The sequence below is a fragment of the Kitasatospora sp. NPDC088779 genome (assembly GCF_040685395.1).
Taxonomy (GTDB): domain Bacteria; phylum Actinomycetota; class Actinomycetes; order Streptomycetales; family Streptomycetaceae; genus Kitasatospora.
Map to the genome: position 1 here is coordinate 1 of NZ_JBFBHW010000082.1, position 25,611 is coordinate 25,611.

General features: G+C 71.9%; 16 protein-coding genes. 14 read left to right on the plus strand and 2 right to left on the minus strand.

Annotated elements, in window-relative coordinates; all coding sequences use genetic code 11:
- Window positions 1-158: 158 nt before the first annotated feature.
- The gene (locus AB0P03_RS39080; protein WP_363633451.1) at window positions 159-1,532 is read right to left on the minus strand and encodes an MFS transporter; all 1,374 of its coding nucleotides are present in this window, start codon (window positions 1,530-1,532) and stop codon (window positions 159-161) included.
- Window positions 1,533-2,318: 786 nt separating this feature from the next.
- Between AB0P03_RS39080 and AB0P03_RS39085 the strand changes: the two genes are divergently transcribed.
- The 9 genes from AB0P03_RS39085 (at window position 2,319) to AB0P03_RS39125 (ending at window position 18,333) form a co-directional block, all read left to right on the plus strand.
- The gene (locus AB0P03_RS39085; protein ID WP_363633453.1) at window positions 2,319-8,327 is read left to right on the plus strand and encodes an acyltransferase domain-containing protein; all 6,009 of its coding nucleotides are present in this window, start codon (window positions 2,319-2,321) and stop codon (window positions 8,325-8,327) included.
- A complete protein-coding gene (locus AB0P03_RS39090; protein ID WP_363633455.1) occupies window positions 8,324-10,150 on the plus strand; it encodes a non-ribosomal peptide synthetase in 1,827 nt (608 codons plus the stop codon). Before AB0P03_RS39085 ends, AB0P03_RS39090 begins: the two co-directional genes overlap by 4 nt.
- 66 nt (window positions 10,151-10,216) lie before the next feature.
- Entirely contained in the window at window positions 10,217-12,010 is a 1,794-nt protein-coding gene (locus tag AB0P03_RS39095) for a type I polyketide synthase (protein ID WP_363633456.1), read from the plus strand.
- Entirely contained in the window at window positions 12,007-13,245 is a 1,239-nt protein-coding gene (locus tag AB0P03_RS39100; protein WP_363633458.1) for a cytochrome P450, read from the plus strand. The genes AB0P03_RS39095 and AB0P03_RS39100 overlap by 4 nt, the downstream gene beginning before the upstream one ends.
- 5 nt (window positions 13,246-13,250) lie before the next feature.
- Entirely contained in the window at window positions 13,251-13,946 is a 696-nt protein-coding gene (locus AB0P03_RS39105) for a formyltransferase family protein (RefSeq protein ID WP_363633460.1), read from the plus strand.
- A 185-nt stretch (window positions 13,947-14,131) separates the two neighbouring features.
- Window positions 14,132-14,356: a holin gene (locus AB0P03_RS39110; RefSeq protein WP_350880880.1), complete on the plus strand. Its 225-nt coding sequence runs from the start codon at window positions 14,132-14,134 to the stop codon at window positions 14,354-14,356.
- 324 nt (window positions 14,357-14,680) lie between these two features.
- Window positions 14,681-15,466, plus strand: coding sequence for a helix-turn-helix transcriptional regulator (locus AB0P03_RS39115; protein ID WP_363588785.1), 786 nt, complete (start codon window positions 14,681-14,683; stop codon window positions 15,464-15,466).
- A gap of 225 nt (window positions 15,467-15,691) precedes the next feature.
- Window positions 15,692-16,864, plus strand: coding sequence for a 4-hydroxybenzoate 3-monooxygenase (locus AB0P03_RS39120; protein WP_363588783.1), 1,173 nt, complete (start codon window positions 15,692-15,694; stop codon window positions 16,862-16,864).
- A gap of 149 nt (window positions 16,865-17,013) precedes the next feature.
- Window positions 17,014-18,333, plus strand: coding sequence for a cation:proton antiporter (locus tag AB0P03_RS39125; protein WP_363633462.1), 1,320 nt, complete (start codon window positions 17,014-17,016; stop codon window positions 18,331-18,333).
- A 139-nt stretch (window positions 18,334-18,472) separates the two neighbouring features.
- On the opposite strand, the gene AB0P03_RS39130 is transcribed toward AB0P03_RS39125, so the two are convergent.
- A complete protein-coding gene (locus tag AB0P03_RS39130) occupies window positions 18,473-19,192 on the minus strand; it encodes a TetR family transcriptional regulator (protein ID WP_363588779.1) in 720 nt (239 codons plus the stop codon).
- A gap of 178 nt (window positions 19,193-19,370) precedes the next feature.
- Between AB0P03_RS39130 and AB0P03_RS39135 the strand changes: the two genes are divergently transcribed.
- From AB0P03_RS39135 to AB0P03_RS39155, 5 genes are all read left to right on the plus strand, one after another.
- On the plus strand, window positions 19,371-20,567 hold the full coding sequence (locus tag AB0P03_RS39135; protein ID WP_363633463.1) for an FAD-dependent monooxygenase: 1,197 nt from the start codon (window positions 19,371-19,373) through the stop codon (window positions 20,565-20,567).
- Window positions 20,564-20,731: a hypothetical protein gene (locus AB0P03_RS39140; protein WP_363633465.1), complete on the plus strand. Its 168-nt coding sequence runs from the start codon at window positions 20,564-20,566 to the stop codon at window positions 20,729-20,731. Before AB0P03_RS39135 ends, AB0P03_RS39140 begins: the two co-directional genes overlap by 4 nt.
- Before the next feature lie 159 nt (window positions 20,732-20,890).
- On the plus strand, window positions 20,891-22,267 hold the full coding sequence (locus tag AB0P03_RS39145) for a M64 family metallopeptidase (RefSeq protein WP_363621531.1): 1,377 nt from the start codon (window positions 20,891-20,893) through the stop codon (window positions 22,265-22,267).
- A gap of 242 nt (window positions 22,268-22,509) precedes the next feature.
- Window positions 22,510-24,339, plus strand: coding sequence for a glycoside hydrolase family 15 protein (locus AB0P03_RS39150; RefSeq protein WP_363588771.1), 1,830 nt, complete (start codon window positions 22,510-22,512; stop codon window positions 24,337-24,339).
- A gap of 294 nt (window positions 24,340-24,633) precedes the next feature.
- Window positions 24,634-25,404, plus strand: a complete 771-nt coding sequence (locus tag AB0P03_RS39155) for a ricin-type beta-trefoil lectin domain protein (protein WP_363633467.1) — start codon at window positions 24,634-24,636, stop codon at window positions 25,402-25,404.
- Window positions 25,405-25,611 lie beyond the last annotated feature (207 nt).

Genomic DNA, 25,611 nt, shown 5'->3' on the forward strand with positions numbered 1-25,611 from the left:
GATTTTTCTAAAATTCTTTATCGCGTTGGCCGCGCTGACGTGCTGCGTGCCGGGGGGGGGGGGGGCCGCCCCCCCGGGGGGCCCCCCCCCCCCCCCCTTCCGCATGATCTCGCCCGAACCCCGAACCCCGAACCCCGGGAGCCGGCAGGCCGGGCCCCTCAGGCCTGCCGTCGTACGGCGATGACCGCCGCACCGAGGACGCACGCGCCGGCGGCGGTGAGGTAGGCGAGGTGGTAGCCGGCGAGCTGGTCCGTGCCGGTCGCGGCGACCAGGACCATCACCGCGACGCCCGCACTGGCGCCGATCTGCTGCGCCACGACGTTCACCGCCCCGGCGACGGCGTGCTGCCGCGCCGGGACTCCGGTGAGCCCGGCGGACGTCATCGAGGGGAAGTTCAGCCCCTGGCCGATGCCGCTGAGCACCAGGCCGGGCAGCACGTACTGCACGTAGCCGCCGTCGTGCGGTGTGCCCAGCCACAGTGCGGCACCCCCGCCGATCAGGACGAGGCCGACCGCCATCAGCGTGCGCGGGGTGAACCGGGCCAGCAGGCGTCCGGTGGCGAAGTTGGCGGTGAGGAACACGGCCAGGGACATCGGCACCAGCGCGAGACCGGACTCGAAGGGGGAGTAGTCCAGCATCCCCTGGAGGTACAGCGGCGCGAAGAACAGCAGCCCGACCGATCCCATGTACTGGAGGAAGGCCGCCAGGCTCGCGGCCCGGACCGACCTGATCCGGAAGAGGGCGAGCGGAAGCACCGGGTCGGCGGTGCGGTGCTCGCGCACGAGGAACAGCGCCAGGAAGGCCACCGCGGCGCCGAGGACGATCCACGCCGTCGCGCCGTCGCTGCTCACGCCGACGACGAGCAGGGTGAGTCCGAGCGTGCCCGTGATCGCGCCGGGCAGGTCCAGTCGGCCGCTGTGCCCGGCGCCACCGGGCAGTCCGGCGCGGGTCGCGGCCAGCACGGCGAGCCCCAGCAGCACCGAGAACCACAGCACCGAACGCCAGCCGAAGAACTGGGTCAGTACGCCGCCCAGCAGCACCCCGCCGCTGAAGCTCGCGGCGCCGACCGCCGCGTACACGCTGAAGGCCCGGTTGCGCGCCGGACCGGCCGGAAACGTCTCGGTGAGCAGGGCCAGCGCGGCCGGCCCGGACAGGGCGGCGCCGATGCCCTGGGCGGCGCGCGCGCCCAGCAGCACCGCGGTGTCCGGGGCCAGCGCCCCGACCAGCGCGGACACGGTGAACAGGGCGACCCCGACCTCGAACACCCGCCGCCGGCCGAGGACGTCGGCCAGTCGGCCGCCCACCAGCAGGAAGCCGGCGAACGTGACGGCGTAGGCGGTCATGACCCACTGGAGCGTGGTCTCGTCCAGGTCGAAGCGCGCTCCGACCGACGGCAGGGCGGCGTTGAGGACTCCGAGACCGCTCACGTCCAGGGCGAGCGCCCCGGCCAGTACGCCGAGTGCCAGTCCCGGCCGGAGCGCCGGCTTGACCGCGGTGTCGGTGCTGTCGCTGGTATCGGTGGCGTCGGTCATGCGGGCCTGCCGTCGACGTCGCGGCCGGTGGGACCGGCTAAGGAACGGTCGGCATCGACTGACGCCGCATCAAGATTCTCAACTGCCATGGGGGTCAGCTTGCATGGGTCACTCAGCCGCTGTCTACCCCAATCGCGTGCCGGTGGAGCGCGCCTTTCGCGGGGTCGTGCGCCTGTCCCGGCCGGGGCGCGGTGACGCGGGGGCGCTGCTGAGTCGAGGCGCCATTTCGGACCGCCGACAGCTCCAACTCGAACCGGACACTTGGAGATCAAATCTCGCCACTGCCTCAACCGGCCCTCGAATGGCGCTTGTCTCACCATTAACAAACTGGCACTCTGCTGTCCGCCGGTCGGATTAGCACTGACGATCCATTTTGCCTCAATCAGCATACTCGTCGCGCTTGACCAAATGGACCTTGGAGCCCATCGACAGTAGCCGTGCAGGTGAAGAATCCGCGTACGTGATCCTGTCGTCGATGCACTCGCGGACCGATGTGACCCAGAGATGCCCGTGATTTCTCCCGCGGTGAGAGCGAGCTGCGCCGCCAGCCGAAACAGCGGTACACGAACGGGAGTTCTCACTCGCTGTGAACGCGGAGGTCGGAAACGCCGACCCCATCCGCACGCCAACCATCGGCCCCACCCAGGAACTTGATGCGGCGAAGGGGACCCTCCGCGTCATGAGCCGCCCCCGTGTCCGGCTGCCCGGGTGCGGACCGAACCCCCCCGACCGGTCGGCCGTGAAGCTCCACCCGTCCATTCCATCCGCCCTGTTGAGGGAGTCGCCGTGCCCCGAGAGCGCGCAGCGCGAGACATTTCCGCCGTAACGGATTTCCTGCTTTCCCGTGTTGTCGAGCTGTTGGACGTGTCCGCGAGCGCGGTGGACCGCTCGGCGCCGCTGCACCGGTACGGACTGGACTCGCTGAGATCGGTGACGCTCGCGGCCTCGCTGTCCGAGTTCCTCGGCTGGCAGGTCCCGGCCACCTGGATGTGGCAGTACCCGACCGTCGACGGGCTGGCGCGTGCGCTCGTCGACGGTCCGCGTGCCGCGGAGCCCGCCCCGAGTGCCGAGCGCCGCCGCCTGCCCTCGCACGAGCCCGTCGCGATCGTGGGCATCGGCTGCCGGTTCCCCGGCGGGCCGGACCCGTCGTCGTTCTGGCAGCTGCTGGTCGAGGGCGGCGACGCCGTCGGGCCGGTACCGGCCGCGCGACGCGAGCTGCTGAACGACAGGGTGCGCTGGGGCGGATTCATCGACGGCATCGACCGGTTCGATCCGCTGTTCTTCGGCATCTCGCCCCGCGAAGCCGTCCAGATGGACCCGCAGCAGCGCCTGATCCTGGAACTGTCCTGGGAGGCGCTGGAGGACGCGGGCATCGCGCCGCACAGCCTGGTCGACAGCGACACCGGCGTGTTCATGGCCTCCTGTTGGGGCGACTACGCCGCCCTGGCGCACTACCGCGGCCCCGACAGCCAGATCACCCCGCACACCGCGACCGGCATGCACGACGGCATCATCGCCAACCGGGTCTCCTACGTCCTCGGCCTCCAGGGCCCGAGCATGGCCATCGACGCCGCCTGCGCCGGATCGCTGGTCTCGGTGCACGTGGGGTGCCAGTCGATCTGGCTGGGCGAGAGCGACCTGGTGCTGGCCGGCGGCGTCAACCTGAGCTTCGTCTCCGACTACTACACCGCCATGGACGCGATGGGCGCGCTCGCCCCGGACGGCCGCTGCAAGTCCTTCGACGCCCGCGCCAACGGCTACGTCCGCGGTGAGGGCGCCGGCGTCGTCGTGCTCGCCCCGCTGAGCGTGGCGCTGGAGCGCGACCTGCCGGTGTACTGCCTGATCAAGGGCAGCTCCTCCAACAACGACGGCCTGAGCAACGGCATGACGGCGCCGAACCCCCAGGCGCAGGAGAAGATGCTCCGCACCGCGTACCAGCGGGCGGGCATCGCCCCGCACCTCGTGGACTACATCGAGTGCCACGGCTCCGCGACGCCCCTCGGTGACCCGATCGAGGCCAACGCCATCGGCGCGGTGCTGGGCGGCGGCCGTACGGAGCCGCTGCGGCTCGGGTCCGTCAAGTCCAACGTCGGGCACCTGGAGGCGGCCGCCGGCATCGTCGGCCTGGTCAAACTCGCGATGTCGATGCGCAACGGTGTGCTGCCGCCGAGCCTGCACTACAGCGCGCCGAACCCGCAGATCATGTTCGACGAGTACAACCTCACCGTCCAGGACCGGCTGGCGCCGTGGCCGCGACGCTCCGACGCCCGCCGGGGCGGCGTCAGCTCGTTCGGGTTCGGCGGCGCGATCTGCCACGTCGCCGTCGAGGAACTGCCGCGCCCCGAGAGCTCGCTGCTCCTGCTGGCCGCGGACTCCCGGGAGGCGCTGGCCGAGCGGGCCCGGGCGCTGCGCGACGAGAGCGACCTGCGCGCGCTCTGCCGCCGGACGCCCGGCGACGGCCCGTTCCGGCTCGCGGCCACCGCCCGCGACATGCCCGAACTCCGCTCCCAGCTGGACGCCTTCGGCAGCGGGGCGACGGCCGCCGGGCTGAGCGTCGGGGAGCGGGCCGGACGCAGGCCGCGGGTGGCCTTCCTGTTCTCGGGCAACGGCTCGCAGTGGGTGGGCATGGGCCGGCAACTGCTCGCCGGAATGCCCGTGTTCCGCCGGTCCATGATGAAGTCCGACCGGCGGATGCGGGAGCTGCTGGGCTTCTCGCTCGTCGAGCAGCTGATGTCCCCGGACGGCCGCATCGACGACATGGACGTCTTCCAGCCGCTGCTGTTCTCCCTCCAGGTCGCGCTGGCCGAAGCCTGGCGCTCGCTGGGGGTGGAGCCGGACGTCGTCGTGGGGCAGAGCGTCGGCGAGTTCGCCGCCTCCCACATCGCCGGCGCGCTCGACTTCGACGACGCCTCCCGCCTGGCCGCCCACCACGGCCGGCTCCTCCAGCAGCTCGCCGTGGGGCGCGGCGAGGGCATCGTGGTGATGACCGCCGCCGACGAGGTCGGGCCGTACCTGACCGGCCGGCTCACCGTCTCCGGCCACAACGGCCTGAACTCCACCCTGGTCACCGGCACACCGCAGGAGATCGACGACCTCGTCCGGCGGCTGACCGCGGCGGGCGTCACCAACCACCGGGTCCGGATGGGCCACGCCCCGCACTCCCCGCTGGTCGACCACGTCCTCGCCCCGCTGAAGGTCGAACTCGACGGCATCAGGCCCCGGACCACCCGCATCCCGATGATCTCGACGGTCACCGGCGAACGCGTCGACGGTGCCGAGCTCGGGCCGGACTACTGGGCGGACAACCTGCGCCGGGAGATCCGGGTGGTCGACGCCCTGACGAAGCTGCGCGACCACGACGTCGACGCGGTGATCGAGATCAGCCCGCACCCCGTCCTGCTCAAGTCGGTGTCGGAGATCCTGACGGCGACCACCCTGCCCTCGCTGCGCCGCGGCGCCGACGAGGCCTCGACCCTGCTCGGCTCGCTCGGCGCCCTGTACACCGCCGGCCTCCCCGTCGCGGCCCACCCCTTCCTCGCGGGCGACCGCGGGCGGCACGTCACGCCCGGCCGGAGCGACGCCGCCGCCGACGAGCAGGTGCACCTCGTCCCCGTCACCGCCCGTACGGCCGGCGCGCTGGCCGACACCTGCCGCGAGCTGTCCAACCACGTCGAACGCGACGCGGGCCTGCGGGTCTCCGACCTCGCCTACACGCTCGCCGCCAGGCGCACCCACCACAACCACCGGATCGCCCTGTTCGCCCGCAACCGGCAGGACGTCCTGGACGGCCTCGCCAGGGTCGCCGCCGGCCAGCCGCACCCCGACGTCGTCACGGGCACGGTCTCCGGCACCGTCGACCGGCGGGTCGCGCTGGTGTTCTCCGGCGGCGGCACCCAGTGGGTCGGCATGGGCCGCGAACTCCTGCGCTCGCACGCCGGCTTCCGCACCTGGATGAACGCCTGCGACGCCGCCGTGCGCGCGGCCGGCGGCTGCTCGGTGCTCGACCGGCTCGCCGCCCCGGCCGACGAGGCCGGGTACGAGGAGATGGACTTCCAGCAGCCGGTGCTGTTCGCCCTCCAGGTCTCGCTGGCGCAGGTCTGGCTCGGACTCGGCATCCAGCCGACCGCCGTCGTCGGGCACAGCCTGGGCGAGGTCGCGGCCGCCTGCGTGGCCGGCGCGCTGTCGCTGGAGGACGCCGCCCGCGTGGTGGTCGCCCGGTCGCACCTGCTGGAGCGCAAGGCCGCCGCGGGTGCCATGATCTCGGTCGACCTGCCGGAGGCGGAGCTGCTGCCGCGGCTCGCCCCCTACGCCGCGCACGCGGCCGTCGCCGTGGTCAACAGCCCCACCAGCGCGGCGGTCTCCGGCTCGCCCGAAGCCGTCGACGCCCTGGAAGCCGACCTCAAGCGGGACGGGATCTCGACCCGGCGGATCCGGGTCGAACGGCCGGTGCACAGCCCCGGCATGGACCCGCTGCTCCAGCCGCTGCGCGCGGACATCGACGGCATCACCCCGCTGACGCCCGGCATCGACTTCCACTCCACGGCACTGGCCGACACGGTGAACCCGGTCGCCGACGTCGACTACTGGGTGCACAACCTGCGCAACCAGGTCCGGTTCGCCGAGACGATCGGCGCGCTGGTCGACCAGGGCGTCGGCACCTTCATCGAGATCGGCCCCCACGAGACGCTGCGCGGCGCGGTCGAGGAGATCGCGCTGACCCGTGGCGCCCAGGTGCACGCGATCAACTCCCTGCGGCGCGACGAGAGCGACCTCCGCTGCCTGCTGGGCGCCGCCGCGTCGTTGTACGTCAGGGGCCTGCCGCTGACCTTCGACCCGCTGTTCGCCGACGACGTCGAGGTCGTGGAGACGCCGCTCGTCCAGTGGCAGAAGGACCGCTACTGGATCGACACCGAGCCCCGCCCCGTCCAGGCGCCGGCCCCGGCCGTCGAAGCCGCGGCCGTGCCCGTGGCCCGTGTGGTGGAGGAGGAGCAGCCGACGGAGATCCGGCCGGTGGCGGAGGTCGTCCTCGCCGAGCTCGCCGACGCGCTGGGCGTGCCGGTGAGCAGGTTCGACGTGAACGCCAGCATGCTCGACTTCGGCCTCGACTCGATGCTGGCGATCCGCCTCGTCAACAGGCTGCAGTCGCTGTTCGGGCACCGGGTGTCGCCGGTGGTGTTCCTGGACGGCCGGTCCATCTCCGAGGTCGTCGGCCACTTCGTCGAGCTCACCGCCGGACCGGCCGCGCCCGCGACGGCACCGCCCGTACCGTCGGCCGCCCCCGCCCCCGCCTCGGCCCCCGAGGCCGAGCCGGACCGGACGTACCTCGACGAGCTGTCCGAACTGGACGCCGAGGAGCTGGTGGACGAACTGGACGCGCGCGGACTGCTGGAGGCCACCGACGCACCGGCCCTGGACCAGTTGCGCGCCGACGGCCTCGGCCTCGCACTGGCACCGGCCTCGCACGGCCAGGCCTCGCTGTGGTTCATGCAGATGGTCGCGCCGGACGCCGTGCCCTACAACTTCATGGTGACCGCCCGGATCCGGACCGCCGTCGACGAGAAGGCCCTGGACCGCGCCGTACGGGCCGTGATGGAGCGCCACCCCGCGCTGCGCACCCTCTTCGTGGAGGCGGGCGGCAGCCCGTACCAGGTCATCCTGGACGAACCGGTGTACGAGTTCGTCGTGGCGGACGGCACCGACCTGGACGACGAACAGGCCCGCGAGGAACTGGCCCGCTACGGGCACGAGCCGCTCGACCTGGACAACGGGCCGCTGGTGCGGATCGTCCTCATGACGCGCGGTCCGGCGGACCACTACCTGCTGGTGCTCGTCCACCACATCGCGTCGGACGCGGCGTCGGCCGACGTCATGATCCGCGAACTCCAGGAGTACTACGAGGGCGCCGACCCCGCCGACAGCGCGCCGGTCGTCCCGTACACGGAGTTCGTCGCGTGGGAGCGGCAGTGGCTGGCCGGGCCGGTGGCCGGCGCGGCCCTGGACTGGTGGTCGCAGAAGCTGGCCGACCCGCCCGCCCACCTCGACCTGTCCACCAAGGAGCGGCCGCCGGGCGTCACCTACGAGGGCCGCGACCTCGCCTTCCGCTGGAGCGCCGAAGAGACCCGCCTGCTGCGGGAGTTCGCCGTACGAGAAGGCGTGTCGATCAGCACCGTCGTGCTGGCCGGGTTCTTCGCCACGCTCAACCGCGCGGTCGGCACCGAGGACGCCGTACTGGCCACCGCCATCGCCCAACGCGCCGAACCCGGCTGGGAATCCGCCATCGGCTACTACCTCAACACCGTGCTGGTGCGGGCGAACCCCGCCGGTGACCGCAGCTTCCGCGAGCTGCTGCGCGAGGTCCACGCCTTCTCGCTCGGCCTCCTGGAGCACATGAACTACCCCCTCGACCTGCTGGCCTCCCAGCTGCGGCCGCCGAGGGCCGAGGGGCGCTCCCCGTGGTTCGACGTGGTGGTGAACTGGCTCTCCTCGGACGCGTTCCCCCGGTCCGTCAAGCTCTTCCACGGCATCGGCGACACCATCACGCCCGACGGCGCGCTGCCGCTCGAACCGCTTCAGGTGCGCAGGCACCTCGCCAAGTTCGACCTCGAGATCTCGATGGCCGACATCGACGGCGAGGTGGCCGGCCACGTCCAGTTCAAACCGAGCTACCTGGAAAGGCAGACCGTGACGGCACTGCTCGCGCTGTACCGCACCGTGCTCTTCGACGCGATCGCCCAACCCGACCGGGCCATCGGCGACTTCGCGCCGACCGGCCTCCCCGAGGAGACGGACCGGTGACCGAAACCCTGCACTCCGCGTTCGTCGAGCAGGCCCTCAAGAACCCCGACGCGACCGCCGTCTACTCCGACGCCGGCGTCCTGACCTACGGCGAACTGAACGAGCGCTCCCGGGAGTTGGCCGAACGGCTGGTCGCCGACGGCGCGGGCCCCGGCGTCCCGGTCGGCATCTGCGTCGAGCGCACCCCCGACCTGCTCGTCGGCATCCTGGCGGCCCTGCGCGCCGGATCCTGCTACCTGCCGCTGGACCCGAACTACCCCGCCGACCGGCTGACCTTCATGGTCCAGGACAGCGGGACCCGTCTGCTGCTCACCACCCCCGCGTCCCGGGCCAGTTGCCCGCCCGGCCCGACCGTGGTCGTGCTCGGGGAGAACGTCACGACCGAGCCCGGCGCGAAGCCCGTCGCGGTCGTGCCCGGCGACACCGCGTACGTCATCTACACCTCGGGCTCCACCGGCAGGCCCAAGGGCGTGGCCGTCCGGCACGGCGGCTGCGTGGCGATGCTCGCCGAGATGGACCGGGTCCTCGACGGCTGCGACCTGAGCGGAGTCTCGGCGGCGAGCTCGGTCTGCTTCGACCTGTCCGTGATGGAGATCTTCAACGCGCTGTGCCGCGGCGGCGCCGTCGTGCTCGTCGAGAGCGCCGTGCACCTGCCGGAGAGCCGGTACGCCGACCGGATCACCCACCTGAACGTCGTCCCCTCGGTCATGAACAGCCTGCTCGACGCCGGAGCCCTGCCGCCGAACGTGCGCACGGTCGTGTTCGGCGGCGAGGCCCTGCGCCGCAAGCTGGTGGACCGCACCTACCGGGAGACCGGCGCCGACCGGGTGTTCAACGCCTACGGCCCCACCGAGGGGACGGTCTTCTGCTCGTTCGGGCCGGTGCCCGAGGACGGGACCGACGAACCGACGATCGGCCCGCCGACGACCAGCGACCGGGTCTACGTGCTCGACGAGCAGCTGAAGCCGCTCCCGGCCGGTGAGCCCGGCGAGCTCTACCTCGGCGGCGCCGGCCTCGCGCACGGCTACGTCAACCGGCCGCGCACCACGGCCGAACGCTTCGTGCCGGACCCGTTCCGCAACGGCGAGCGGATGTACCGCACCGGGGACGTCGTCAAGTTCACCGACGGCGGCGAACTCCGCTTCCTCGGCCGCACCGACCACCAGGTCAAGCTGCGCGGCTACCGCATCGAGCTGGAGGAGGTCGAGGCCCGGCTGACCGGCTGCCCCGAAGTCCGGGAGGCCGCCGCCGTCGTCCGGGGCAACCGGCTCGTCGGCTACGTCGTGCCCGCCGGCGACGACGCGCCGCAAGGCGGCCCCCGGCTGGACGCCGCGCTCCAGAGCGCCGTCACCGGCAGGCTCGCCGTCGAACTGCCCGACTACATGGTGCCCGCGACGCTCGTGGTCCTCGCCGCCCTTCCGCTGGGGCCGGGCGGAAAGCTCGACCGCAACGCGCTGCCCGAGCCGCCGGCCGCCGACAGCGGCGGGCCCCTGACGGCCGCCGGCACGCCGACCGAGGTGGCCCTGTCGGAGATCTGGGGCCAACTGCTCGACCTCGAACCGTCGAGCATCGACGTGCAGTCCGCCTTCTACGACCTCGGCGGGGACTCCCTGCTGCTCATCCGCCTCGCCCGGCTGATGACCCGGCGCTTCGACCGCCGCGTCCGGGTGCCCGACCTCTTCAGCTTCCGCGACATCTCCTCCCTCGCCCGCTGGCTCGACGACGAGAGCGGCGCCACCCCCGAGGCGGTCCAGTCCGCCCGTGCGCGCGCCAACACCCGTCGGGCCGCGCTGCGCGGCCGCGGCGGCGCCACCGGCCGCTGAGCCGCCGACGTCTGCGTACAGCGGCCGCTGAGTCACCCTCACTCGAAACGAAGCAGGAGCCTCCCCATGACCGACAACCCCGAGCAGGACTACGACCCGGGCGACGTAGCCGTCATCGGCATGTCCCTGCGGGCGCCCGGAGCCCGCACCAAGGAGCAGTTCTGGGACAACCTCGTCCACGGCCGGGAGTCCGTGTCGTTCCTGGCCAAGGACGACATCCACGTCGACGAGACCCTGATCCACAGCCCGTTCTACGTGCGGGCCTGCGGCGTGCTCGACACGTACGACAAGTTCGACCCGTCGGTGTTCGGCATCAGCGACCGGATGGCGGCCGCGATGACCCCGGAGAACCGGCTGTTCCTGGAGAGCGCCTGGGAGACGCTGGAGGACGGCGGCTACGACCCGGACCGGCTCAGGGCCGAGATCGGCATGTACGGCGCCAACAACCCGCAGACCGCCGCGCTCTACAGCTCCCCGCCGGACCGGGTGTCGGTCGGCCCCGAGGCGATCGAGGCCAGCCTGGCGTGGTCGCCGGACACCATGACCTCCAACGCGCTGTACTACATGGGGCTCATCGGCGAGGCCGTCACCGTCGCCGCCGTCTGCGCGGGCTTCCACTACGCGGTCCACCTGGCCTGTCAGTCGCTGCTGCTCGGCCAGACCGACCTGGCGATCGCCGGCGGCGCGATGGTCCGCCTGCCGCACCCGCGCGGCCACCTGTGGGAGGAGAACCGCATCCTGTCGAAGGACGGCCACTGCCGCCCGTTCGACGCCAACGGCACCGGCACCGCGCTGTCCAGCGGGGTCGTCACCGTGCTGCTGAAGCCGCTGGGCCACGCCGTCGCCGACCGCGACCACATCTACGCCGTGGTCAAGGGCTCGGCCGTCAACAACAACGGCGTCAGCGCGATGGCGTACGGCCTGGCCCAGCCCGAGCGGCTGAGCGCCTGCATCGCCAACGCCATGGAGGTCGGCGGCGTCACCCCGGACACGGTGTCCATGTACGAGGCCAACGGCCTCGGCCTGCCGATGACCGACGAGCTCGAAGTGCACGCGGCGACCATGGCGTTCGGGAAGCAGACCGCGACCACCTCGATCGGCGGGGTCAAGGGCAACGTCGGCCACGGCGGCGTGGTCTCGGGCGGCTTCGGCGCGATCAAGGCCGCGCTGGCGCTGCACCACAAGACGCTCCCGGCGACGATCAACCTGACCGAGGTCAACCAGGACCTCGACTTCCCCAGCACCCCCTTCGTGCCGCAGATCGAAGGGGCGCACTGGGAGCCGGAGGCCGGCATCCGCCGCGCGGGCATCACCTCGATCGGTGGCGGCGGCTACAACGCGCACCTGCTGCTGGAGGAGGCCCCGACGGCCGCCGGACGCGCCCCCGAGGACGAGGGCCGGCCGCGGCTGGCCACCCTGTCCGCCCTGGACGACGACGCGCTGGCCCGCCAGCGCGCGCGGCTCAAGGACCGGCTGGAGGCCGACCCCGACCTGCGCCTGGACGACGTCTGCTTCAGCCTCAACCTCGGCCGCAAGGTGATGGCCCGCCGGTGGGCGGCCGTGGTCCGCAGCCGCGCGGAGCTGATCGCGGCGCTGTCCGACGACGCCGTCCGCGGCCCCGCCACCACGACCGCCGCCGCCCCGCAGGCGGACCCGGGCTCCTTCTCCCGCTTCTCCCGCAACGACAACGGGATCGTGCCGTCCGGCCAGGACGCGCGGGCGCTGTCCGAGCTGGCCGCCGCCTGGGTGACCGGCCAGCAGGTGGACTTCGAGGCCCTGCACCTGGGGGAGGCCAGCCGCCGCGTGCCGCTGCCCACCTACCCGTTCCAGCCGCGCCGGTTCTGGCGCACGGACTGGTGACCATGAGCACGCCGGCACCGGACACCGTGGACCTGGGCGACCCGGCCACCTTCGCGGACCACGACCTCGACGGGTTCTGGCGCACCCTGCGGGACACCGCCCCGATGCACTGGAACCCGCCCGTCGACGGCCGCCGGGGGTTCTGGGTGCTCTCCCGCCACGACGACATCATGGCCACCTACCGGGACAACGCGAACTTCACGTCCGAGCGCGGCAACGTGCTCGTCACGCTCCTGGAGGGCGGCGACGCCGGGGCCGGCCGGATGCTGGCCGTCACCGACGGGCCCCGGCACCACGAACTGCGCAAGATCCTCCAGCGGGTGCTCTCGCCGAGGGTGCTCGACGAGGTCGCGCGGACGGTCCGGGTCAACACCCGGCAGTGGATCCGCGAGGCGGTCGAGTCCGGCGGCTGCGAGTTCGCCGAGGAGATCGCCGGCCGGATCCCGATGACCACGATCTCGAACCTGCTCGGCGTGCCCGAGCAGGACCGGGACTACCTGCTCGGCCTGACCAGGACCGCGCTGTCGGCCGAGGACGAGGACGTCGACGAGGTCGACTCCGAGATGGCCCGCAACGAGATCCTGATGTACTTCCTGGACGTCGTCGAGGAGCGGCGCGAGTCCCCGGGCGACGACGTGATCAGCATGCTGATCGGCAGCTCCATCGACGGTGTGCCGCTGTCCGACGAGGACGTCGTGCTCAACTGCTACAGCCTGATCATCGGCGGCGACGAGACCAGCCGGCTGACGATGATCGACTGCGTCCACACGCTCGCCGCCAGGCCCGAGCAGTGGCGGCGGTTCAAGCACGGCGAGGTCGCGGTCGAGACCGCCGTGGACGAGGTGCTGCGCTGGGCCTCTCCCACGATGCACTTCGGGCGCAGCGCCGTACGGGAGACCGAACTGCACGGCGTACGGCTGCGCCCGGGCGACATCGTCACGCTCTGGCACGCCTCCGGCAACCGGGACGAACGGGTCTTCGCGCGGCCCGGGGTGTTCGACCTCGGCCGCACCCCCAACAAGCACCTGGCCTTCGGCTACGGCCCGCACTTCTGCGTCGGCTCGTACCTGGCCAAGGTGGAGATCGCCGAACTGCTCACGGCCCTGCGGGACTTCACCACCGGGTTCGAGCAGACCGAGGAGGCGCTGCGGATCCGGTCCAACTTCCTGACCGGGTTCTCCACGATGCCGGTGCGGTTCGAGCCCGACCGCCGCGGACTGAAAGAGGTCGACTGATCCGGATGAACATCTACATGTCAGGACAAGGGGGATTCGCGGTCGCGGTCGCGGAAGCCCTGTCGGACGACGGGCACAAGATCGTCGGCTCGGCCGCTCCCCGGCTGCGCAAGGGGAAGTCCGACGAGGGCGACGCGATGTGCTGGGACCGCCTGCGCTCCTGGGCGTACCACAAGGACGTCCCGTGGACGGACTCGGCCGAACTGCGCGCGCGGCACATCCCGGACGGGGTGGACATCATCGTCGCCGCGCACTCGCACGCCTTCCTCGGCCGCCAGACCCGCGCCCGGGCCGCCGTCGCCACCATCGGCTACCACCCCAGCCTGCTGCCGCTGCACCGCGGCCGGGACGCCATCCGGTGGACGATCCGCGACGGCGACAAGGTGACGGGCGGAAGCGTCTACCACCTCACCGAGCGCACGGACGCGGGCCCGCTCGCCGCCCAGGAGCACCTGTTCGTGCCTCCGGGCTCGACCGCGCAGAGCCTGTGGCGCGACCATTTGGCGCCGCTCGGCGTGCGACTGCTCCTGAAGGTGGTCGCCGACCTCACCGCGGACCGGCGGATCGAGGTTCCGCAGGACGAGAAGCTGGCCACCTGGGAGCCCGCGATGGGCGCGCCACCGCTGTTCAAGCCCGAACTCATCGCGCTGCCCGGAACGGTGCAGGTCGACAGCAGCAAGTGGGCCCTGCACGAAGGGTGACGGCCGGGCTGTGACGCCCGGGTGACCCTGGAGCCGGTGCCCCGCACACCACGCGTGTGCGGGGCACCGGACTGGACCGCCGAGCCCGTCGTCGGAACTCGACAGCGTGAACGTGTACACCAGGGACGGCGATTCCGAGCGCCCCCCGTGTACCTCTGCACCTTCACCGCGAAGGAGTCCCGACCATGCGGAAGTTCATCATCGACCTGGCCGAACGCACCGTCGCCACCTACGCCGTGGCGTTCCTCGGCCTGCTGCTGGCGGACGGATTCGACCTGACGTCGATCGGCGCGTTCAAGGCGGCGGCCGTGGCGGCACTGCCGGCCGCGCTGGCCGTGGTCAAGGGAGTGGCCGCGACCTTCGTCGGCGACCCGAACTCGGCCGCCCTGCTGGCCCGCCCCCACGACTGACCGGCCCGGCCCGGGTGCGCCAAGCCGGGAACTCCCCCTGGCGAACGGCCGCGGCAAAGGCGCCCCATACGGCGGCGGGGAAGGCGACAAAGCCTGCCCGCTCCAGGTGCTGGACGTCCTCGCCGCCGAGCGTGACGGTCATGAAATGCGGACTGGGCTGCTCGCTTCCCTGCACGGTCAACGACAGCATCCGCCGCTTGCGCGGGCGCTGGATCCGGGAGGCCACCGCTACCTCCACCGGGGACGGGACTTGAGCGTCACCGTGGTCATGCGACCACTGTCGGCGCGACGCTCTGCGCGAGACCACCGGTAAACTGACGCCCGATGCCGACAACCCGCCATACTTCACCGCTGCCCGCCGATGCAGACGAGGAGATCCTGAAAGGCGGTGCCTGGCTGCCGCACGGCTTTCAGCTCGATCCACACAGCCACGTCCACGGTCAGCTGGTCTACGCCGCCGCCGGCGCCTTGGTCACGGCGACGGAGCGCGGCACGTGGGTCGCCCCGGCGGACCGGATCACCTGGACGCCTCCGCGCTTTGCCCACTCGCACCGCTTCTACGGGCAGACCGACGTACGGCTGGTGTCCGTCCCACTCGACTTGTGCGCCGTGCTCATCGATCACCCCAGCGTCTTCGCGGTAAGCCCGTTGCTGCGCGAGGCCCTTCTGGCGCTCACCGACGAGCCAGAACGGCGGCCTGGCGCCCACCGGCGCCTGCTCGCCGTGATCGTGGACGAGTTGGCCGACGCCGCCGAGACCTCCCTCCACCTTCCCGAAGCGAGCGACGACCGGCTGCGCGCCGCCACCGACCTGCTGCGCGCGGACCCCGCCCGGCCTTGCACCCTGGCCGAGCTCGGCCAGGCGGTGGGAGCCAGCGAGCGCACGCTCAGCCGCCTGTTCCACGCCGAGCTGAGCATGAGCTTCCACCGCTGGCGGACCACGCTGCGCATCCACCACGCCTTGGCGCACCTGACCGACGGGATGACGGTGACGGAGACCACGGTCGCGTGCGGATGGTCCAATCCGTCCACCTTCATCGACGCCTTCACCGAAGTCGTCGGCCAGACCCCCGGCCGCTATCAGGCCGGCCTGCGCTTCCACGCGCGCTAGCCCCCACCCGGGCGGTTCGCGCTGGTCAGGTGCACAGCGCGCGACGCCAGAGCCAGCTTGGCGGGTTTCCGGTATCGGGTGTCGACTTACCAGTGGTTCGCGGCCCGCCGGGTCTTCCATAGTGGACAGCGAGCGAGCGCCGGCCCTCCGACCTCACGGCCGCCGCCGCGACGTACGCGCTCGGCGCGTACCGACCACTGCACGGATCATGAAGGGCTCGCACGCATGACTGAGACACACGACGACACGGCCGTCGTCATCATCGGGGCCGGCGTCGCCGGTCTGACTCTCGGCAACTTCCTGCTGCGCAACGGCGTCGACTGCGTCGTGCTGGAGAAGCACCCTCGCGCCTACGTCGAGAAGCGCCAGCGCGCCGGAACGATCGACACCTTCGGCGTGCGCCTCCTCCGCGAATGGGGCCTGGAGGAGGTCCTCGCAGGCGACCCCATCCCGTACAGCGAGGGCGGCTTCTACATCGACGGCCACGCGATGCCGATCGACGTGGACGAGGACAACAACGAGAGCCTGTACTGCCCGCAGCAGGTCCTGGTGCGCAACCTCACCGAGGTCTTCCTCCGCGAGGGCGGTGACCTGCGCTACGAAGCCGCAGACGTCACCCTGGAAAACCTCACCCAGGGCCACCCCGTGGTGCGCTACCGGGACGCCGACGGTGCGGCGCGAGCCGTCGACTGCGACTTCATCGCCGGCTGCGACGGCTTCCACGGCGTCTCCCGCCGCTCCATCCCCGCCTCCGCGCTGACCGAGTACTCCCACGAGTACGGCTACTCCTGGCTCAGCGTCCTGGCCGCCACCGAGACCAAGCCCTCGGGCATGGCGATCCACGAACTGGGACTGGCCGGGATGATCCCCCGCGGCCCCGAAGCCAGCCGGATCTACTTGCAGTGCGCGGTCGACGACACCCCCGAGCAGTGGCCGGACGAGCGGATCTGGAGCGAGCTGGAGGCCCGCTTCGGCACGCCGCCCTCGCGCGGGCAGATCCTGTCCAAGCAGATCGTTCCGCTGCGCAGTGTGGTGTTCGACCCGATGAGCTACGGCAGCCTCTACCTCCTGGGCGACGCCGCGCACATCGTGCCGCCGATGAGCGCCAAGGGCATCCACCTCGCTCTGCACGACACCGAGGTCTTCGCCCGCGCAGTGATCCGCCACGCCAAGGAGGGCGACTCCGGCCTCCTCGACAGCTACTCGCAGACCTGCCTGCCACACATCTGGAACTACCAGGCGTTCGCCACGTGGATCACCGACACCATGCACAACGCGGGCTTCACCGGCTACGAGGGCGAGTTCAAGAAGCAGATCGCCCGCGCCGAGCTCCAGCGCCAGTTCGCCTCCGAGTCGGCAAACAAACTGTTCAGCGAGCTGACCGCCGGCACCAACTAGGGCGTGAAGGTCCGGGTCGGGGCGCGGGGGAGGAGCCACGCGACCGCGACACGCGGGGAACGCTACGTCGACGAACGGGCCCTTCCCGATAATGCAGGGGCCGCGTCACCGGGCCGCGCAGGTCCCCGTTTCCAGGAAGGCGCACGACCATGGAAGGCTCCTCCTCGACCGCGCTGGCCGACATCGCGACCATCCTGCTGATCGGGCTCGCCCTGTCGCCGCTGCGCACTCGCCTGCGTCAACCGGTGGTGGTCGGCGAGATCGCGGTCGGGGTGATCCTGGGGCCGAGCGTCCTCGGGCTGCTGCCGGGCGACCTCCCGCACGTCCTCTTCCCGCCCCAGGTCCGTGAGCACCTGTCGGTGATCGCCCAACTGGGCATCGCGCTCTTCATGTTCGCCGTCGGCTGGGAACTCGACCTGAAGCAGCTGAACGGGCGGGTCCGCACCGTGGTGGCGGTCACCGCGGCCTCCGTCGCCGTGCCCTTCGCCCTCGCGGTCGCCCTGGCCGCCGTCCTCGCGGCCAGGTGGCCCCGCCTCATCGGTACGGAGACGTCCCCCGTGCTGCTGGCCGTGTTCCTGGGCATCGCGCTGTCCGCCAGCGCGCTGTCGGTGCTCGCGCGCATCGTGGGGGAGAACCAGCTGCAGGCGACCCGCACCGGGGCCATGGCCACGGCCTGCGGGGCGCTCACCGAGATCACCGCCTGGTGCGGCGTCGCCTGCATCGCCTCCGTGGCCCGGAGCGGCGGCTCGGACCACGTCCTCCTCTCGCTCGCCGAACTCGCCTGCTACGCGGCGGCGATGGCCTTCGTGATCCGCCCGCTGCTGCGGCGCCTGCTGCGCCGGCCGGTCCGCGCCGACGGACATCCCCTGCTCGTCCTGCTGACCCTCGGCAGCGGGATCCTGCTGTCCGCGTGGACCACCTCGTGGCTCGGCATGCACGCCGTGATCGGCGCCTTCGCCTTCGGGCTGGCCATGCCGCGCGACGCCGCCGAGGAACTGCGGCACGCCGTCGAGGCGCCGATGCGCCACGCGGGGGCGCTGCTGGTGCCGGTCTTCTTCGCGCTCACCGGGCTGTCCGTGGACATCGGCGGGCTGGGTTCCGGAAGCCTGGTCGCGGTGGTGGTGTTCCTGGCCGTCACGTGGGGCGGCAAGTTCGCCGGCGCCAGACTGGGTGCCCGGCTGATCGGCGTGCCGCGCGGTGAGGCCACGACGGTGGCGGTCCTGCTCAACACCAAGGGCCTCGGCGAGGTCCTCATCCTGACCCTGGGCCGTGACCTCGGCATCATCGGCGACCGGCTGTTCACCGTTCTCCTCGTCACCGCCTTCGCCGCGACCCTGCCCGTCAACCCGCTCGTGCGGCGCCTCATCCGTGCTCCTGATGCCGCTTCTCCGGTCGGCGCCGTCGCTCTGCCCCGTCAACAGCAGGACGCCGCCGCGAGATCGGGCATCGAGGAGGCCAGCGGCGCGTGACGCACCGCGAGACCCGGAGCACCGGTGGGGTGGACACTTCCTGCGCCTGTCCGACCGGCATCACCGCTGAGATGACCTCCGGTGTCTCAATGAAGTCTCATTATTAGCCGTTGCCTGGCGGCGGTTCTCGTGTCTCCGGCTACGTCGGCAGGTGGCGGTAGACCGTCGCCCGGGAGACTCCGAGTGCCGCCGCGATCTGCTCGGCGGTGCGGCCGGCCGCGTGCAGGCGCCGGGCGGTGTCGACCATCGCCGGGCTCATCGCGCTCGGTCGGCCGCGCCGCTCACCGCCGACGCGCCCAGGGCCGGCGGCGGGCGGTTCGGGGCCGTCCAGCAGCCGGTGCACCCCGGCCAGGACGCAGGCGCGCAGGTCCTCGGGCGGGGCGTCGGCGAGCAGGATCACCGGGTCGGAGAGCATGGCGATCGTCTGGGCGGCGCGCACCCGGGCGACGAAGTCCGGGTGGGGCCCCGCCACCAGGACGTTCGCGCGCATCATCCCGTCGCGGAAGCGCGTGAAGCCCGGGCCCGAGAGGCCCGGCGCCGCGTCGTACAGGCTCATCCGCAGCAGGTCGCGGTGGCGCAGCCAGACGTCGAGCAGCCCCTCGATCGCCGCCCAGCGGACTGCGGCCGGATCCGGCGGGCCGGTGGGCGCCAGCGCGGCGTCCAGGTCGTCCAGCATCGGTTCGATCAGCGCGCCGAGGATGTCCGCCTTGCTGGGGAAGTGGTACAGCACCGCGGCCTTCGTCACGTCCACCCGCTCGGCGATCCCGCGTACCGAGGTGGCGTGGTAGCCGTGCGCGGCGAACTCCTCCAGGGCCACCGCAAGGATCCGTGCCCGGGTGTCGGGGTTCTCGGCAGTCATACGGGGAGCCTAGTCGCTGCCCCTTGCCTGACCAGCGGTCAGGGCGTAGCGTCAAATTACTGACCGATGGTCAGTCCGGGAGCGCCGACGCGACCGCTGACCGGCGACGGCTGCCGCGAGTCGGCCTGACCGCGATCAGGCGATGACACGCGATCAGGCGATGACAGAAGGAGCGTCCATGAACGCCTCGACCAAGACGGCCGATCGCACCGTGCTGATCTCCGGGGCCGGCATCGCCGGACCGACGCTCGCCCACTGGCTGGCCCGCCACGGCTTCCAGCCGACCGTGGTCGAGCGGGCCGCGGCCGTACGCTCCAGCGGCAGCCCGGTCGATGTCGCCGGTCGCGCGATGGAGGTCGCCGAGCGGATGGGGATCAGGGACCGCCTCCGTGCGGCCGCCACCCAGGTGACCGGTGTGGGCTTCTACAACGGCGCGGGCCGCCGGGTCGGCAGGATCGACCTGCGGGGCCTGTCGGGCGCGGCCCGGGCCGACACGGTCGAGCTGCCGCGCGGCGATCTCGCCGCGATCGTCCACGAAGCGAGCCGGGACGACGCCGAGTTCGTGTTCGGCGACTCGATCGCGAGCCTGAGCCAGGACGAGGCGGGTGTCGACGTCACCTTCGAGTACGGCCGCCCCCGCCGCTTCGCCCTGGTGGTCGGCGCCGACGGCCTGCACTCCGCCGTCCGCCGGCTGGCCTTCGGCCCGGAGTCCGGGTTCGTCCGCCACCTGGGGATGTACGTGGCCACCATGCCGTTGGCCGGGGCGGCGGGCGACCTGCGGGAAGTGGCGATCCACAACGCGCCGGGCCGTGCTCTCTGCGTGCATCCCGGATGCGGCAGGCCGTTGGCCGCGTTCATGGTCCGGTCCGCCGCAGTGCCGGACTTCGACCACCGCGACACCGAGCAGCACCGGCGACTGCTGACCGCCGCGTTCGCCGGGATGGGCTGGCGCGCGCCCGAGGTGCTGGCGCAGGTGCGCGAGAGCGAGGAACTGTACTTCGACGCGGTGAGCCAGGTCCGGCTGCCGCAGTGGTCGCGGGGCCGGGTCACGCTGCTCGGCGACGCCGCGTCCTGCGTGTCGCTCTTCGGCGGCGGCTCCAGCCTGGCCATGGCGGGCGCCTACAGCCTGGCCGATGCCCTGGCCGCCGATCCCGCCGACCACCGCGCGGCCCTGGCCCGCTACGAGGCCGCGCACCGGGGGCTGGTGGACCAGGCCCGGCAGTCCGTACGAGCGGCCTTCGCGCTGCTCGTCCCGGCCGGCCGCGGCGGCATCCTGGCCAGGAACCTGGCCACTCGGCTGTCGCCGGTCGTGCTCGCGACAGCCCGGGCCGGGAGTGTGCTCAAGTCCCGTGCCACACGCGGGGATTACTCATGACTGGGCCCGATCTTCCTTCGTTCGGCCGGCTGCGCGCAGGCGGCATCGTACGAGTGGACATCGCAGGCCGCCTGGCCGTCGTCGACCACTTCGAGGACGCCGTCACCACCATGGCGGCAGCCGGTGTGAACCGTTCGTGGGGGACCGGCCGTATCCACCGGTGAGGTGGCGACCGGGCGATGTCGCCCAGTCAGCTCGTGCCTGGTGCGGCCGTGTTGGCGGGGGGCGGCGGTGTCACGGCGCGGGACCGTGCGGCACCGCGCGTCATGTCCCGGAAAGCTCGTCACCGGCCCTCGCCGCCCATCGATTTCGGAGAAACTCCTTTGCGCAACAGCAGGTTCACCTCGGTCCTCCTGGCCGGCGTCACGACGCTGGCGGCCCTCGCCGTCGGCGTCGGCCCGGCGGTCGCCGCCCCGTCCGAGCCGGTCGACGTCCCGTCCGACCCGGCCGCCGTCACCGCCTTCCCGGACGCCTTCCCGGGCGCCTTCCCGGGCGACCAGGACGTCGAGGTCTTCGCCGAGGACGGCGCCATCAGCCGGACCAAGGTCCCTTCGGCGTCCCCCTTCGTAGCCGAGCAGTCCATGAGCGTGGACGCCGCCGGGGCCGCTGCCGGGGACGGCGCCGTCACGAAGGTCGTCAACAACGGGAGCACGGACAGCAAGCTGGACGTGGTCATGATCGGCGACGGCTACACGGCCTCGGAGCAGGACAAGTTCCGCAAGGACGCCGCGGCGAAGTGGAAGGACATCAGCGCCGTCGAGCCCTACGCCACCTACCGCAAGCTGTTCAACGTGTGGGCCGTGGGCGCGGTCTCCGCACAGTCGGGGGTCTCCGGGGACCCGAAGCAGAACACCGTCCGCAAGACCGCCCTCGGCTCGCACTTCTGGTGCAACTCCATCGAGCGGCTGCTGTGCGTGGACGTCAAGGCCGTCGACGCCTACGCCGCGAAGGCCCCGCAGGCCGACCTCGTGATCGTCGTCGCCAACACCGCCAAGTACGGCGGCGCCGGCTACGGCAGCACCCAGTCGCCGCTCGGGTACGAGGGCATCGCCACCGTGGCGGGCGGCAACGGCGCATCCGGCCAGATAGCGGTGCACGAGACCGGCCACTCGCTGGGCAAGCTCGCGGACGAGTACTGGGCCGATGGGGCCGGGCCCTACCAGGGCGCGGAGCCCGGGCAGCCCAACATCACCACCCTGAGCGCCGACCGGATGCGCCAGGACAAGACCAAGTGGTACCGCTGGCTCGGCAAGACCTCGCCCGACGGCGGCAAGGTCGGCGCCTACCAGGGCGCCAGCAACTACCCGTCCGGCCTCAACCGGCCGACCGACAACTCGGTGATGCGCTCGCTCGGCCGCGAGTTCAACCTGCCCGGCCGCGAGGCGATGATCGCCGGCTTCTACCGGCGCGCCTCCACCCTCTCCAGCGCCACGCCCGTCACCACCCGGCTGACCGCGACCGACCGCCTCACCGTCGACCTCCCGGTCTCCGGCACCAAGCTGCGGTGGTACCTCGACGGCAAGGAGGTGACGGCCCTGCGCGACCGCAAGACGATCGCCGTCTCCGACCTCGGCCCCACCGGCCCCAAGCCCGCCGCCCACGAGCTCAAGGCCGTCGCGAACGACCCCACCTCGGCCGTCATCGACCCGGCCCTGACCCCGGCGCTGACCCGCAGCCTGGTCTGGAGCGTCACCCGCTGACCACGGGGCGTGGCCCCTCGTGCCCGGCCCGTCGTGTCCGGCCCCTCCTGCCCGGCCGGGACGGGAGGGGCCGCGCCCACGGCGGAAGCCGCACCGGCCGGAGATCGCCCCGGCCGGGCCCGCACCGGCAGGGGCCCGCGAGGCCCGGCCGGTGCTCGGCCCGGCCTTCATGCCGACGGCGATCTACCATGGCTGGGAAGGCTTCGTCTCCAAGCCCGCGCCACAGCGGCGGGGAGGTCGGCATGGCGTTCGACACGACGGGGTTCGAGCAGGCGGACAGCGGCCGGTACCTGCCGATCTCCGAGCACGGCCTGATCGGCGACCTCCGGACGACCGCCCTGGTCGGCACGAACGGCACCATCGACTGGTACTGCTGTCCGCGCTTCGACGCGCCCAGCGTGTTCGGGGCCATCCTCGACGCGGACCGGGGCGGATCGTTCGAGCTGGCCGCGGACGTCCCGACCCGCACCCGGCAGTTCTACTTCCCCGACACGAACGTGCTGATCACGCGCTTCTTCGCCGCGGACGGCGTGGCGGAGATCCAGGACTTCATGCCCGTGGCCGACGAGTCGCCCGAGGTCGCCCGGCACCGGCTGATCCGCCGGCTGGTCTGCGTCCGGGGAATCCTCCCGTTCCGGGCGCGGATCGCCCCGCGCTTCGGCTACGGCGCCGAGGCGCACACCGTGTCCCTCGAAGGCCACGTCGCGGTCTTCCGCTCCCCGTCGCTCACGCTCGCGCTGACCGCCACCGCACCGCTGGAGACCGACGGACTGGACGTGTGGTCGCACTTCAAGCTCCTGGAGGGCGACTCCGTCGTGTTCGCCCTCGACCAGATCGGCGACGACGTCCCGGCCCGGTCGTGTCCGCGCGCCGAGGCGGAGGAGCAGTTCGAGGCGACCGTCCGGTTCTGGCGCCACTGGCTGGCCGGGTCGCGCTACCAGGGGCGGTGGCGGGAGATGGTCCACCGCTCCGCCCTGCTGCTCAAGCTGCTCACCTACGCGCCGACCGGCGCGATCGTCGCCGCACCCACCACCAGCCTGCCCGAGCAGGTCGGCGGCGAGCGCAACTGGGACTACCGGTACATGTGGGTCCGCGACGCGGCCTTCTGCGTCTACGCGATGCTGCGCCTCGGGTTCACCTCGGAGGCCGAGGCGTTCATGGGCTTCCTCTTCGAGCGCATGCGCGACACCGCCGCGAACGGCCCGTTGCAGATCATGTACGGCATCGACGGGCGCACCGAGCTGCCCGAGTACGCGCTGCCGCACCTGGAGGGCCACCTGGGCTCCGCACCCGTGCGGGTCGGCAACGCCGCCACCGGCCAGCTCCAGCTGGACATCTACGGAGCCATGATCGACTCCATCTACCTGTACGACAAGTGGGGTCAGCCGATCAGCAGCGACGGCTGGGAGGACGTCGGCATGGTGGCGGACTGGCTCTGCGACCACTGGGACCAGCCCGACGAGGGCATCTGGGAGACCCGCGGGGGCCGCAGGAACTACGTGTACTCGCGGCTGATGTGCTGGGTGGCGCTGGAGCGGGCGATCCGGATGGCGAACCGCCGCGGCCTGCCGGCCGACCTGCCCCGCTGGCGGCAGACCCGGGACGCGATCTACCACCAGATCATGCGGCGCGGCTGGTCGAGCGAGCTGGGCGCGTTCGTCCAGTCCCTGGACGACGGCGAGCTGGACGCCTCGCTGCTGATGATGCCGATGGCCAAATTCATCTCGCCCACCGACCCCAAGTGGCTCTCCACCCTGGACGCGCTCACCAAGGGCCTGGTCTCCGACTCCCTGGTCTACCGCTACAACCCGGCCACCAGCCCGGACGGCCTGAGCGGCTCGGAGGGCACCTTCTCGATCTGCTCCTTCTGGTACGTGGAGGCACTGGCCCGCGCGGGCCGCCTGGAGGAGGCCCGGCTCGCCTTCGAGAAGATGCTCACCTACGCCAACCACCTCGGGCTGTTCGCCGAGGAGATCGGCCCGACCGGCGAGCAACTCGGCAACTTCCCGCAGGCCTTCACCCACCTGTCGCTGATCAGCGCGGCCTTCAACCTCGACCGCGCGCTGGGCTGAGATTGCGTCAATTCGGCTGGATCCAGTCCCTGTTCGGCTCCTGTCCGGCTCCCGTCCGGCTCCCGTCCGGCTCCTTTTCGGCTCCTTTTCGGCTCCTTTCTGGTTCCCGCCCGGCGGGAACGAGCAGGTCGCGGATGAGCTGAGGTGAATGGCGACATCTCGTCGGCTCACATCCGTTGACGACCCCAGGTGGCACTGCAATGCTCATGGCCAAACCTGCGCAACATCTGAGCAGTGCCATCACCCTGTCATCACGGAAAGGGCCCAACCCTCATGCGCCGTACCGCTGTTGTCATGATGACCACGCTGCTGGCCTCCGCCGCAGCACTCAGCGTCCCCGCCGCCGCCCAGGCCGCATCCACCGCCGCGCGCCAGGCCGCGCCCGCCACTGCCCAGGCACAGCAGGCGAGTTCGGGCGCGTCGCTGGCCGGCGGGTGTAACGCCATCGCCACCGGCGGCGGCCAGGTCATCGGAACCTGTACGGACATCAGCCCCCTGCAGATCTGGCGCGTGCAGGCGCAGTGCCAGTACTACGTCAACCACACCGGCCCGTACATGCGCATGGCGATCGGCGGAGCCGTCGTCGGCAGCGGGATGAGCACCGCCATGTGCAACTTCGGCGACACCGTCATGTTCCCGCAGGTCGTCTTCCTCGGGACGGTGCCGCCGCCGGTCTCCGGGCCGCAGGGGCAGATCAGCGGCTACGCGAGCAAGTGCATCGACGTCCAGGGCGGCGAGAACAAGAACGGCACCCCGGTCCAGATCTACGACTGCAACGGCACGAACGCCCAGAAGTGGACCGTCGGGGTGGACGGGACGCTGCGCGCCCTGGGCAAGTGCATGGACGTGCAGGGCGGCGGCACCGCCAACCACACCATGATCCAGCTCTACGACTGCAACGGCGGCGGCGCCCAGCAGTGGAAGGCCCAGTCCGACGGCTCGCTGCTCAACCCGCAGTCCGGCCGCTGCCTGGACGACCTGGGCTTCGCCACCAACAACGGCAACCAGCTCGGCATCTGGGACTGCAACGGCGCCGACAACCAGAAGTGGAACCTCCCGCACTGACCCCCCACCCGCATGACCGGGCCGGCCGTGAGCGCCCCCCACGGCCGGCCCGAGGGGGCCCCTCGAATCCCACCTCCGGAGCCACGGGGTCCGGAAGCTGGATTCCCGCTGGCAGCCCGGCTGCTGCTGGCCGGTGGTGGCCGGTTGGGGGGGGGGGCACAACACGGGCACCCCAGGATGGGGCCCCAAAAAAAAGCCGAAAAAAAC